Here is a 12,440-nt window from a genome sequence, read left to right as displayed (position 1 = left end):
TTTCAGATATTGGCGCCGCCGTCGATGGTGAAGCTTGCTCCGGTGATGGATTTTGCTTCATTGCTCGCGAGGAAGGCGACCAGCGCGGCGACATCGCGCGCCTCGCCGAAACGCGGAATAGCCATGAGTGCGCGCTGGGCATCGGCGTGATCGCCACTGGCGGGGTTCATGTCCGTATCGGTCGAGCCGGGCTGGACGATGTTCGCAGTGATCTCACGCGGACCGAGATCGCGCGCCAGAGCCTTCGTCAGGCCGAGAAGCGCAAACTTGCTGGTCGAATAGGCGACAAGGCCGGGGAACGGCACCTGTTCGCCGAGATTGCTGCCGATGGTGATGATACGCCCGCCGGTCTGCATCTTCGCGGCGGCGGCCTTCGCGGCGACGAAGCTCGCACGGACGTGGATCTCCATCACCCGGTCGAACTCTTCGAGGCTGAGCTGGTCGATCGTATCGACCGAAAACACACCGGCGCTGTTGACGAGAATATCCAGCCCGCCAAGCGTGCGATGAGCCTCGTCAACCGCGTTTTCCACTGCGGCCGCATTGCGATTATCGGCCTTTATGGCGATAGCCTTGCGGCCCAGCGCCTTGATCGAATTGGCGACCGCGTCCGCCTTGTCGGGAGAACTCGTATAGGTCAGCGCAATATCGGCGCCGTCCTCCGCGAGCGTCAAGGCGATGGCGGCACCTATGCCACGGCTTCCTCCGGTGACGAAAGCGGTCTTGTTCTGCAGGCGTGACATCATGTTTCCTTTCTGTAATGATTACTACAGAAGTACATGGCAAGCTTGCAACGCGCCGTCAAGTGATTTATGTATCAATCGTTACAGAAGGAGTTCCACGATATGCCGGCGAGGGGCCGACCACGCGCTTTCGACAGGGAGGCTGCACTTTTCTGCGCCATGCGGGTGTTCTGGGAGCAAGGCTATGAGGGCACGTCCATGGCGGAGCTTACCAGCGCCATGGGTCTCAATGCGCCCAGCGTCTATGCCGCGTTCGGCAGCAAGGCGGAACTGTTCAAGGCCGCAGTCGAAGCCTATTCGGAACATGTCGGCGCTGAAATCTGGGATGCGCTGTCCAAAGCGGAAACCGCCAGACAGGGTTTCGCCGATTTTCTCGACCAGACGGCGCTCGCCTATACGCGGGCGGACCAGCCGCATGGGTGCATGATCGCGCTCGGTGCCCTGCATGGCGGTGCGGACATCGTTCCCGCCTGCGGAATGCTGAGGGAGAAGCGGCTGGAGAATATTCGCCTTCTCCATGAACGCCTTTCGCAGGGCATCGAGGATGGCGACGTGCCCGAGGGCGTGGATTGCCGGCAGATCGCGGAGTTTTACGCCACGGTCCAGCACGGCATGTCGATCATGGCGCGTGACGGCGGATCGCTGGAACAGCTGCGCAGAACCGCAGCGGCGGCCATGGCAGCCTGGGATGGGCTCGCCGGGACGCAATCATAAATGCAATTGGCGGCATAAATGCAAATGGCGGCATAAATGCAAATGGGCGGCCAGGCCGCCCATTCAATCATCATTAGCGCAGCAAGCTTATTCGCTAGCGGCGGTTTCTTCTGCCGGAGCTTCTGCAGCGGCTTCCGCCGGAGCTTCGGCAGCTGCCTTGGCGGCTTCAGCTTCGGCCTCTGCCTTTGCACGGGCATCTTCTTCAGCCTGCTTGGCCAGGGCAACGCGCTCCTGGGCCTTCTTGCCGGGCTGTGCCTTCTCAGGATTGTTGCGGACATCGCGCTTGGCAATGCCGGCCTGGTCGAGGAAGCGCAAAACGCGGTCCGTCGGCTGGGCGCCGTGGCCGATCCAGTATTGGATGCGCTCTTCGTTGAGCTTCACGCGGTCGCCATCCTTCGGCAGCATCGGGTTCCACGAGCCGACTGCCTCAAGGAAGCGGCCGTCGCGCGGTGCGCGAACGTCGGCAACGACGACGTGGTAGTAAGGACGCTTCTTCGACCCTGCGCGGGCCAGGCGGATTTTCAATGACATTCTTGGTCTCCTAGTTTTATCGAGCGCCGTTTTCTCTGGCAGCTGTTGTTTCGTGATGTCTGATCACTTCCTTGACGATGAAGTTCAGGAACTTCTCGGCAAAATCGGGGTCGAGGTCCGCCGATTGCGCCAGACTGCGCAAGCGTTCGACCTGTAGCTTCTCGCGGGCCGGATCGGCGGCCGCAAGACCGTTTCGTGCCTTCAGAACGCCGACTGCCTTGGTGCAGCGAAAGCGTTCTGCGAGCATGTGAATAAGCGCCGCATCGATATTGTCGATGGAAGCGCGCAGTTCGAGCAGTTCCTTCGGGAGAGATGGCGTGCTCATGATCACCCTTTCTTCTTCGGCAGGCCGGGCAGGCCGCCGCCCAATCCGGGCAAGCGCGGCATTCCGCCCATGCCCCCCGGCATTCCGCCGCCGAGACCTGGCAGGCCGGGGCCCTTGCCGAAACCGGCCGCCTCCGCCTGCTTCTGCAGAGCTTCGAGCTGCTTCGGATCCATCTTGGACAGGTCCGGCATTCCGCCCATGCCCCCAAGACCGCCGAGGCCCATCTTGGCTCCGAGCCCGCCCATCATCTGTTTCATGATGCCGCCTTTGCCCTTGCCGCCCATGGCCTTCATCATGTCGGCCATCTGGCGATGCATCTTCAGCAGCTTGTTGATGTCGGCGGCATTGGTGCCCGAGCCCTTGGCGATACGCTGCTTGCGCGAATGTTTCAGCACATCCGGGTTGCTTCGTTCGGCGGGCGTCATCGAAGCAATGATCGCGAGCTGGCGCTTGAATATGGAATCGTCCAGTCCGGCCGCAGCCATCTGGTCCTTCATCTTGCCCATGCCGGGCATCATTCCCATGATGCCGCCCATGCCGCCGAGCTTCTGCATCTGGCCGATCTGGTCGGCAAGATCGTTGAGATCGAACTTGCCGGTCTGCATCTTGCGGGCCATCGCCGCGGCTTTTTCGGCATCGATGTTCTCCGCCGCCTTCTCGACCAGGGAGACGATGTCGCCCATGCCGAGAATGCGGTCGGCGATGCGCCTCGGGTAGAATTCCTCCAGCGCATCCATCTTCTCGCCGGTGGCGATGAGCTTGATGGGCTTGCCGGTGACGGCGCGCATGGAAAGGGCGGCACCGCCGCGTCCGTCGCCGTCCATGCGGGTAAGGACGAGACCGGTAATGCCGACGCGCTCATCGAAGGAGCGGGCGAGGTTGACCGCATCCTGCCCGGTCAGCGCATCCGCGACGAGCAGGATCTCATGCGGGCTTGCCTTTTTCTTGATGTCCGCCATCTCGAGCATGAGCGGCTCGTCGATATGGGTGCGTCCGGCAGTATCGAGGATGACGACGTCATGGCCGCCGAGCTTCGCCGCCTGTACGGCGCGCGCCGCAATCTCGACGGGGCTCTGTCCGGCAATGATGGGCAGGGTATCGACGCCGGTCTGCACGCCGAGCTGGCGCAGCTGCTCCTGCGCGGCGGGGCGGCGCGTATCGAGCGAGGCGAGGAGAACCTTCTTCTTCTGGCGTTCGGTCAGGCGCTTGCCGATCTTGCCCGTCGTGGTGGTCTTGCCCGAGCCCTGCAGGCCGACCATCATGATGACGACAGGGGAGGGAGCATTGAGATCGATGGTGACGCCCTCGGCGCCGAGCATGTCGACGAGCTCGTCATGGACGATCTTGACGACCATCTGGCCGGGCTTGATGCTCTTGAGAACTTCGGCGCCGACTGCCTTGGCGCGCACCTTGTCCGTGAACGAACGCACCACATCCAGCGCGACGTCGGCTTCGATCAGCGCACGGCGCACTTCACGCAATGCAGCAGCGACATCCGCTTCCGACAAAGCGCCACGGCCGGTAAGGCCGTTCAGTATCGAACCCAGTCGTTCCTGTAAGCTCTCGAACATCCGTCTTCCTTTATCCTTTCAGAACTCGTTCCTGAAAGGTAAGCCATCATCCGCGCCAGGCAAGACGCCAAAGCAATATGACATCCGAGGGCGCATTGCGCTGTCGGATGTGGACCGCCGGGATCGTCGAACCCTTGCGGGGTCCCGGTAGGTTGCTCGGAGGACAAGTCTCGTCGCGGTGAATTGGACGGCTTAAACAGGAAATGGCGGCAAGAGTCAAGTTGGCAGGCGGGCCGGCGAATGGGCGTTTCCGGCCCGCGCGCCAGCTTTCATGTTGCTTTATGCACTCTATGCGTGCACTTGGCCGCAGGACTGCGGATCGGTCGTCCAGGGTCCGATTGGTGCAAAAACTGAAATATCGGCGCAATTCGAGACCTAAACACCGAAAATTGGGCATGAACCGGCTCAAACAGCCAGATGACAGCGGTTGAGAAAAATGGCAGATAGAAACGACGATTCAACTTTCAAGGAGATATCCATGGCATTTCGTGCCAAAAGCAGATTTTGCGCGGTCGTGGCCGCCGCCCTTCTCAGCACGGCAGGCATCGCGCAAGCCGCCTCCCAGTGTGGCAATAATTCTGCAGGATTTAAGGAGTGGATCCAGGATTACAAGCAGGTCGCCCAGGCCCAGGGACGCGGCAGCCGCGCCATACGCGCGCTGGACGGTCTCAGCTACGCAACGAAGACCATCAATGCAGACCGCAACCAGAAGAGCTTCAAATATTCGCTCGATCGCTTCATGCAGGTTCGCGGCGCCCAGACGATCATTTCGCGGGGACGCAAGTTCAAGGCGCAGAACGCCGCGCTGTTTGACCGCCTGGAGCAGCGCTATGGTGTACCGGCAGGGCCGCTGATCGCGATCTGGGGCATGGAAACCGGTTTCGGCAGCTATATGGGCAACCAGAATACGCTCTCGGCCGTCGCCACCCTCGCTTATGATTGCCGCCGCAGCGATTATTTCCGCAACCAGCTCGATGCGGCCCTGCAGCTCGTCGACAATGGCACCCTGTCGCCCGACGCGCGCGGAGCGATGCACGGCGAAATCGGCCAGACCCAGTTCCTGCCGGTCAACGTGCTGCGCTACGGTGCCGATGGCGATGGCAATGGCCGCATAGACATGGTTCGCTCGAAGGCAGACGCCCTTGCGTCGACGGCCAACTTCCTCGTCGGCCATGGCTGGCGTCGCGGTGCCGGCTACCAGCCGGGCCAGGCCAATTTCGGCGCCATCCAGGGCTGGAACGCCGCCAGCGTCTACCAGCAGGCGATCGCGATCATGGGCGCGAAGATCGACGGCGAATAAGACCAGCGCGCCGGGTGCCGTCAGGCGCCCGGCCCGATATCGCCGAAGCGGCCATCGGGGCACGCTTCACCAGTTTGTTTCGCAGGCCGCTCCGATCCCAGCGCTGCGCCACCGTCGGAGCGCGACCCATGCCGCATTCAATCGAGAGCCATGGCGAGAACGAAATCTTCGATCTCGCGCCGATTTCGCTCTGGCTGGAGGATTTCAGCGCGGTCCGCAAGCTTTTCGACACATGGCGCGCGGCGGGCGTCACCGACATCAAGGCCTATTTGCAGGCGGATGTGAATCGCATCCGCGAATGTTCGGCGCTGATCCGGGTCATCAGGGTCAACAAGAAGACGCTGTCGCTGTTCGAGGCGGATGATTTCGACCATCTGACTGCCAATCTCGCCACCATCTTCCGTGACGACATGCTGCATTCGCATGTGCAGGAATTGTCGGCGCTCTGGGAGGGCAAGACCGAATTCTCAAGCAGCACCGTCAATTACACGCTTTCCGGGCGCCGGCTGGATATCCAGCTGCGCGGCACGATCCTGCCGGGACATGAAGCGGGCTGGGACCGGGTGCTGCTGTCGATCGAGGATGTGACCGAACGGGAGGAGGCGCGCCGCCGCCTGGTGGACAGCCAGCTTTATGCCGAGGGGCTCTTCGAACATTCGCCTGTTTCGCTCTGGGTGGAAGATTTCAGCCGCATCAAGAAGATGCTGGACGAATTGCGGGAGCGCGGCATCACCGACTTCCGCGTATTCACCGATGTCCATCCGGAATTCGTCGGGCAATGCGCGCGTGAAATCCGCGTCATCGACATCAATCGGGAGACGATGCGGCTGTTCCTTGCGCCGGACAAGGTGACGGTGCTGCGCCGCCTGCCCGATATCCTGCGCGAGGAGGTCAACGCCCATTTCCGCGAGCAGCTGATCGAACTCTGGAACGGCAACCTGTTCCACCAGCGCGAAACGCTGAACTACGCCCTCGATGGAACGGAACGCCACGTGCTGCTGCAGTTCTCCATCCTGCCGGGGCGGGAAGAGGATTGGTCGCTGGTGCAGATATCGCTGACGGATATCACGGCCCGCAAGAAGGCCGAAGCCTATCTCGAATATCTCGGCAAGCACGACGTGCTGACCAAGCTGCACAACCGCGCCTTCTATGTCGACGAGCTGAACAGGCTGGAGCGGCGCGAATATTTCCCGGTCTCGATCCTCATCCTCGACCTGAACGGCCTGAAGACGATCAACGATCAATGGGGACACGGTGTCGGCGACGGCCTGCTGCGCCGGGTAGGCGAAGTGCTCGGCGAGGCAGTGAAACATCCCTCCTATGCGGCGCGCATAGGCGGGGACGAATTTGCCGTACTGCTGCCTGCGGTGGACGAGCTCGGCGCCACCAGCATGATCGACGAGATCCGCAGTCTCATCGAGATCAACAATCAGTTCTATTCGAACATACCGCTCAATGTCTCGATCGGCTGGGCCACCAGCGCCGCCGGCGAGAAGCTGGAGGCGGTGGTGAAGCGCGCCGACCTCATGATGTATGAGGACAAGCACCGGCACTATTCCAGCCTGGAGCGCCTCGAACGAACCTAGCTCCGTTCGGTCACGCCAAGGGCTTGAACAGGTCAGGCTGGCTTCTGGGCTGGCAGCGCAGATATTGGGGCGAAGCCTCGATCCTGCCGCCAAGCGCGGCGGCTGCGTGCCAGGGCCAGCGCGGATCATAGAGGACGGCGCGTGCAATGCCGACAGCATCGGCGTCACCGCCGGCGATGATCGACTCCGCATGTTCGGGCTCGTTGATCAGGCCGACGGCGATCGTCGTCATGCCCGTCTCCGCCTTGATCTTGCGGGCGAGCCCGACCTGGTAGCCCGGGCTGAGCGTCATCTTCTGCAATGGCGAAAGCCCGCCGCTGCTGACATGGATGGCGTCGCAGCCGCGCTGCTTCAGCGCATTGGCGAAGGCGACGCTCATATCGGCATCCCAACCGCCATCGACCCAGTCCGTCGCCGATATCCGGATCCAGACCGGCTTGTCCGGCGAGAAGGCCGCCCGGACCGCGTCGAACACCTCGAGCGGAAAGCGCATGCGATTTTCGAGGCTTCCGCCATATTCGTCCTCGCGCCGGTTGGAGAGCGGCGAAAGGAACTGGTGTAGCAGGTAGCCATGGGCGCCATGCACCTCGATGCCGTCGATCCCCAGCCGGTCCGCGCGCCGCGCCGCCTCGGCGAAGGCTTCGCGCACACGGGCGAGGCCTGCGGCGTCCAGCGCCTCCGGCGCGTCAGATTCAGCCAGGAAAGGGATGGAAGAGGCGGATACCGTCTTCCATCCGCCCGGTTCGTGCGGCGCGATCTGCTTGCCGCCCTCCCAGGGAGCCTTGACCGAGGCCTTGCGGCCGGCATGTGCCAGCTGTAGCGCGATCGGCATCGAGGAGTACTTGCGGATCGACTGAACGACGCGCTCCAGCGCCTGCTCCGTCTCGTCGGAATAAAGGCCGAGGTCCGCCGGTGAAATGCGGCCTTCCGGCGAAACCGCCGTGGCTTCGGTGACCAGCAGGCCAGCGCCCGACTGGGCGAGATTGCCGAGATGCATCATGTGCCAATCGGTGGCGGCACCGTCCTCCGCCGAATATTGGCACATGGGAGCAATGACGATCCTGTTGGCGAGTTGCATTGTGCCGAGACTCATCGGCTGGAACAGTTGGCTCATGAAAATACCTCGGGATTGCCGTCAATGGGAAAGGAACTTCGCCAAGGATGGGGCGGCAATGCCGACGTTTCAAGTCACTGTTTTGTAATTCGGCCGGGCAATGGGCAAAAAAAGAGCCGGACTGAAAAGCCCGGCCTGAGTTTTGAAGGTCAAAAAACCTCCAGAGGGGAACAGCCGACGTGGCAAAATGGGAGGAGTACCGCGCCGGCTGATGTGGACATAGGGCCATTCAGCCGGCGCAACAATGACGAAAAATGCATAGCAGCTATGCAAGGAGGCTAAATTGCCATCAGTGGCGCCCAATCGCTGGGCGTCGTGCTCTATTCGGCAGCAGCGCCGGTTTCGCTTGGGTGAGGCCGGAGAAAATCGCCGGTCTCGGGATTCATCACCCACAATTCGCCTGTCGAAATGTCGAACCAGGCGCCGTGAAGCGTCAGCCTCCCCTTCTTTTCGAGAATATCGACGCAAGGAAACGTGCGAAGGTTCCTCAGGGAATAGCGGATGGAGATGCGCTCCAGCGCGGTCTGGCGCTCGAAAGGCGTCATCAGCTCATTGGCTGAGACGGCCTCCGCCGCCGGGGCGACGAGGCTCATCCATTTGCCGATGAAATCGCCCGGCGAAAGCGGCTGGCTATCCGGGTCCAGGGCGGCCTTGATGCCGCCGCAGCGTCCATGGCCTAGAACGACGATGTTCTTGACCTTGAGGCTCTGGACGGCGAATTCGAGCGCGGCGGACGTCGAGTGATACTCATCGTCGGGGGCGTAGGGCGGCACCAGATTGGCGACGTTGCGCACGACGAAGATTTCGCCTGGCGCAGTATCGAAGATGATTTCGGGCGCGGAGCGGGAGTCGCAGCAGGCGACGACCAATGTCTCGGGAGTCTGGCCCTGCTCTGCCAATTGTCGGTAACGCAAGGTTTCATTAGCATACCGATGCTCCATGAAGTTGCGATAACCGCGGAGAAGTTTCTCGGGAAGCAATGTCATGGCAAGTGGTCTATTCCTGATCCCGGCGAAATTCAATCCACTTCCGTATCGCGTGTCGGGGTCAGGCGCGAACGCCTTTGCTCGGATGCACGAGGCGGCGCATCTGCACCATGGCCATGGGCGAGGCGAGACTGGAGGCGTCGGCCTCGAGCATCAGCTCGTCCGCACCGCGTTTGGCCGAGCGGGCCATGATCTCGAACACGGCCGCTGTCGTGCGTTGCAGCACCTGTTCCAGATCGGAGCCGCCGAGCATCCGTGCGAGGAAAAGCGCCGATGTCAGGTCGCCAAGGCCGTTGCTCGGCCCTGAGACGAGACGATGTTCGGCGAGCAGCGCCAGGGTGTGGTTGACCAGGAGGTTGCCGGTGCCCCCGGCAATCATCGGATGGGCGGAGGTCACCAGCATCGTTGCGGGGCCGGCATGAAGCGCGGCCTGCATCACGGAGCGGTTGTCGGGCAGGTCCGCCCCGGCGAGCCAGGCAAGCTCGAACCGATTGGGCGTGGCCATGTCGGCCAGCGGCATCAGGTGATCGCGGATGGCCACGGCAGTGGCCTCGGGCACATAGAGGCCCTTTTCGTCGCCGATGACCGGATCGCAAAGATATTTCACCGCCGGGTTCCCGGCCTTTATGGTGCGGACCAGCCGGGCGACGGCTAGCGCCTGGTCGGAATTGCCGAGATATCCGGTGAGAATACCGCCGATTTCGCCTATCCAGGGGGCGCGTTCGAGATCGGCGACGAGTTCGTCGAATTGCGCCGCATCGGGCACGATACGCCTGGCCGGGCCATGGCCGGGGTGCCAGGGGAGAATGACCGTCGGCACGGCCCAGACCGGATGGCCGAGCGTCTCCAGCGCGAACACCGCGGCTCTGTTGCCGACGGAACCGCGCACGACATGGCTGGAAATGACGAGGATGGCATTGTTGGATCCATTGGCATTTCCAGTCGTCATTCTTTGCTCACAGAGGTTCGGTGTTCGAAGGGGCGGATCGCTTGCAGCCGGGGTGCGGTGGCGGAATCACCGGCGCGTCAAACATAGCCGAAGATCGAGGCCATCAGCCATACAAACATGGCGATAAGCACGAGCAGCCCGAGCAGCCGGCCGATGCGGGTGCCCCAGACCTCGATCGAATCCGCGGGGTCGGCGTCCCGGGCAGAGAAATGTCCCCTGGTGCGGCTGGCAAGCGAGCGTCCGTCGGATGATGATTCCCTGGCGACGCGATCGAGTATCCGTGCTGCGTCGTTGTCGTTCTTGTCCTCGGCCATCGCTCTTCCCCTGCTACGCGAACAGCATAGCGCTTTGCCAGTTCCTTTTGGAGAAAAAACTGTTTAGATTTCCGGCAGTTCGTCCAAGCGCCAGTCGGCGAGACAAACCGGAGAGGGAACATGCAGCTTATGACCATATCTGTTGCGCCGCGGCGCATGCTCACAATACTTGCGCTCGTTCTGCTGGCACCTCTCGTGTCCGCCTGCGGCTTCAACACGATACCGACCAATGAAGAGCGCGCCAAGGCTGCCTGGAGCGAAGTCCTCAACCAGTATCAGCGCCGGGCCGACCTCATTCCCAACCTCGTGGAAACGGTAAAGGGCTATGCGGCGCAGGAAAAGGATGTGCTCACATCGGTCGTCGAGGCCCGCGCCAAGGCGACGCAGGTCCAGGTTTCCGCCGAGACATTGACCAATCCCGATGCTTTCAAGACCTTCCAGGAAAACCAGGCGCAGCTTACGGGCGCACTGTCGCGCTTGCTGGCGGTGGTCGAGAACTATCCGGACCTCAAATCCAACCAGAACTTCCTCGCGCTGCAATCGCAGCTGGAAGGCACCGAAAACCGCATCGCCGTCGCCCGGCGCGATTATATCGAGGCGGTCCGCGTCTATAATACGTCGCTCAAGACCATGCCGACGATGATCTGGAGCTGGATCTGGTTCACCGGCAACGAGCCTTACCAGACATTTACGATCGATGATGCGGCAACGCAGAATCCGCAGGTGAAGTTCTAAGCCCGGTAGCAGGCGGTGATTGCGCGTCCTTCCGTGCCGTCATGGGCGACGAGGCATTGGCTGTGGCCGATAGCCTCGATCGTCATGCTGTCGCTGCTGGTCGTCGCAGCTCTTGCGGCGGAGCTTCCGGCACTGACAGGACGCGTCGTCGACAGTGCGAATATCATCGATGCGGCGACGGAGCAGGCGATCACCCGCAAGCTTGAGGCGTTCGAGACGAAATCGTCGGATCAGGTCGTGGTCGTCACGGTGCCGGACCTTGCGGGCGAGGCGATCGAACCCTATTCCAACCGGCTCTACCGCAGCTGGGCGCTTGGACAGAAGCAGGAGAACAATGGCGTCCTGCTCGTGGTCGCCCCGAACGACCGCAAGGTGCGCATCGAGGTCGGCTATGGGCTCGAGGGCACGCTGACCGACCTCCTGTCGCGGCTGATCATCGAGAATGCGATCATTCCGGGTTTCCGGTCCGGTGACTATTCAGGCGGCATCGCCAAGGGTGTCGATGACATATTGACGGTCCTCTCCGGCGATACCGCAGAACTGGAAGCTCGGGCGAAACGCAATGTGAAGGAGCCGGAATCCGATATTGACTGGTTCATGGTGGCGTTCATCACCATCTGGGCCACCATATTCTTCGGTGGCTTCGCCATGGCCATTCTCGCCCCCATCTTCGGCCGCAAGATCGGCCCGGGCCGCTATCGCTGGCTGGGCATGAACATCGACACACGTCCATCGAGCAGCGGGCGCGGCGGCGGATGGAGCTCCGGCGGTGGCGGCTGGTCCGGCGGCGGTGGCTGGTCGGGTGGCGGCGGCGGTGGGTTTTCGGGCGGCGGCGGTTCGTCCGGTGGCGGCGGCGCTTCGGGGAGCTGGTAGACCATGAAACTGATGACCGATGACGACCATCAACGCATAGCCGAAGCGATACGCGCCGCGGAGATCCGTACGAGCGGCGAAATCTATGCGGTCGTGGCGCGCCGCAGCGACAGCTATTTCTACGTCGCCGGTTTCACGCTGGCGATATGCGTCCTGCTCGCCTCCGCGATCGTGGCCATCGCCGCGCACTGGTACTGGATCCATATCACCCTGCCGACATTCGGCCTCGCTATCCTGGCTGCCTTCGTTTCCTGCATGCTGGTGCTCTGGCTCCTGCCGGGCGTTTCGCTTTGGCTCGTTCCCCGGCGCATCCGCTACAAGCGCGCGCATCTCAATGCCGTCCAGCAATTCCTGGCGCGGAACGTGCACCTGACCAGCGAGCGCACCGGCATCCTGCTGTTCGTCTCGCTGGCCGAGCGCTATGCGGAAGTCATCGCCGATGCCGGCATTCACGCCAAGGTCGAGCAGGACGAGTGGAATTCCATCGTCTCGGTGCTCGTCGGACACGCGCGGCGCGACAGTCTGGCCGAGGGGTTCCTCATCGCGATCGAAAAGGCCGGCATCCTGCTGGAGAAACATTTCCCCGCGGGCCCCGATACGGCCAATGAACTGGACGATCATCTGGTCGAATTATAATTTTGTTGCGTGTCACACGATTTTCACTCCATTGCGACAGTTTGGGGTCGAAAATGCTTCTCG

Annotated in this window: 14 protein-coding genes; 6 read left to right on the top strand and 8 right to left on the bottom strand. The window is 62.1% G+C overall.

What is annotated here, in order from left to right:
* Nucleotides 1-2 precede the first annotated feature (2 nt).
* A complete protein-coding gene (locus tag OSJ75_RS06055) occupies nt 3-743 on the bottom strand; it encodes a 3-oxoacyl-ACP reductase family protein (RefSeq protein ID WP_267227250.1) in 741 nt (246 codons plus the stop codon).
* 102 nt (nt 744-845) lie between these two features.
* On the opposite strand from OSJ75_RS06055, the gene OSJ75_RS06050 reads away from it, so the two are divergent.
* The gene (locus OSJ75_RS06050; RefSeq protein WP_267227249.1) at nt 846-1,457 is read left to right on the top strand and encodes a TetR/AcrR family transcriptional regulator; all 612 of its coding nucleotides are present in this window, start codon (nt 846-848) and stop codon (nt 1,455-1,457) included.
* 87 nt (nt 1,458-1,544) lie between these two features.
* On the opposite strand, the gene rpsP is transcribed toward OSJ75_RS06050, so the two are convergent.
* Genes rpsP through ffh form a run of 3 tightly spaced genes read right to left on the bottom strand, consistent with a single transcriptional unit; the run spans nt 1,545 to nt 3,884 of the window.
* Nucleotides 1,545-1,988, bottom strand: a complete 444-nt coding sequence (gene rpsP, locus OSJ75_RS06045; RefSeq protein WP_267227248.1) for a 30S ribosomal protein S16 — start codon at nt 1,986-1,988, stop codon at nt 1,545-1,547.
* A 16-nt stretch (nt 1,989-2,004) separates the two neighbouring features.
* Entirely contained in the window at nt 2,005-2,313 is a 309-nt protein-coding gene (locus tag OSJ75_RS06040) for a chorismate mutase (RefSeq protein ID WP_250016726.1), read from the bottom strand.
* A gap of 2 nt (nt 2,314-2,315) precedes the next feature.
* Nucleotides 2,316-3,884, bottom strand: coding sequence for a signal recognition particle protein (ffh, locus tag OSJ75_RS06035; protein WP_267227247.1), 1,569 nt, complete (start codon nt 3,882-3,884; stop codon nt 2,316-2,318).
* Nucleotides 3,885-4,362: 478 nt separating this feature from the next.
* Here ffh and OSJ75_RS06030 point away from each other — a divergent pair, with 478 nt between their 5' ends.
* On the top strand, nt 4,363-5,184 hold the full coding sequence (locus OSJ75_RS06030) for a lytic murein transglycosylase (RefSeq protein WP_250016737.1): 822 nt from the start codon (nt 4,363-4,365) through the stop codon (nt 5,182-5,184).
* Between the two features lie 128 nt (nt 5,185-5,312).
* On the top strand, nt 5,313-6,770 hold the full coding sequence (locus OSJ75_RS06025; RefSeq protein ID WP_250016739.1) for a sensor domain-containing diguanylate cyclase: 1,458 nt from the start codon (nt 5,313-5,315) through the stop codon (nt 6,768-6,770).
* 10 nt (nt 6,771-6,780) lie between these two features.
* Here OSJ75_RS06025 and OSJ75_RS06020 read toward each other — a convergent pair whose 3' ends face one another.
* From OSJ75_RS06020 to OSJ75_RS06005, 4 genes are all read right to left on the bottom strand, one after another.
* The gene (locus OSJ75_RS06020) at nt 6,781-7,884 is read right to left on the bottom strand and encodes an NADH:flavin oxidoreductase/NADH oxidase (protein ID WP_267227246.1); all 1,104 of its coding nucleotides are present in this window, start codon (nt 7,882-7,884) and stop codon (nt 6,781-6,783) included.
* Nucleotides 7,885-8,204: 320 nt separating this feature from the next.
* Nucleotides 8,205-8,870, bottom strand: coding sequence for a carbonic anhydrase (locus OSJ75_RS06015; protein ID WP_250016743.1), 666 nt, complete (start codon nt 8,868-8,870; stop codon nt 8,205-8,207).
* Between the two features lie 61 nt (nt 8,871-8,931).
* Nucleotides 8,932-9,819, bottom strand: a complete 888-nt coding sequence (pdxY, locus tag OSJ75_RS06010; RefSeq protein WP_250016745.1) for a pyridoxal kinase PdxY — start codon at nt 9,817-9,819, stop codon at nt 8,932-8,934.
* Nucleotides 9,820-9,896: 77 nt separating this feature from the next.
* Complete coding sequence (locus tag OSJ75_RS06005) at nt 9,897-10,133, bottom strand: hypothetical protein (RefSeq protein ID WP_250016748.1); 237 nt, start codon at nt 10,131-10,133, stop codon at nt 9,897-9,899.
* A 120-nt stretch (nt 10,134-10,253) separates the two neighbouring features.
* Here OSJ75_RS06005 and OSJ75_RS06000 point away from each other — a divergent pair, with 120 nt between their 5' ends.
* The 3 genes from OSJ75_RS06000 to OSJ75_RS05990 all read left to right on the top strand — a co-directional run bounded on the left by OSJ75_RS06000 (nt 10,254) and on the right by OSJ75_RS05990 (nt 12,377).
* On the top strand, nt 10,254-10,868 hold the full coding sequence (locus OSJ75_RS06000; RefSeq protein WP_250016750.1) for a LemA family protein: 615 nt from the start codon (nt 10,254-10,256) through the stop codon (nt 10,866-10,868).
* A gap of 84 nt (nt 10,869-10,952) precedes the next feature.
* Nucleotides 10,953-11,741, top strand: a complete 789-nt coding sequence (locus OSJ75_RS05995) for a TPM domain-containing protein (RefSeq protein WP_250017207.1) — start codon at nt 10,953-10,955, stop codon at nt 11,739-11,741.
* Between the two features lie 3 nt (nt 11,742-11,744).
* Nucleotides 11,745-12,377 carry a TPM domain-containing protein gene (locus OSJ75_RS05990; protein ID WP_267227245.1) on the top strand — a complete coding sequence of 211 codons (633 nt, stop codon included), beginning with the start codon at nt 11,745-11,747 and terminating at the stop codon, nt 12,375-12,377.
* Nucleotides 12,378-12,440 lie beyond the last annotated feature (63 nt).

It is taken from the genome of Phyllobacterium sp. 0TCS1.6A (assembly GCF_026420825.1).
Taxonomy (GTDB): domain Bacteria; phylum Pseudomonadota; class Alphaproteobacteria; order Rhizobiales; family Rhizobiaceae; genus Phyllobacterium.
Note: the sequence above shows the minus strand (reverse complement) of the source record. Positions and strands in the feature narration are given on the sequence as shown.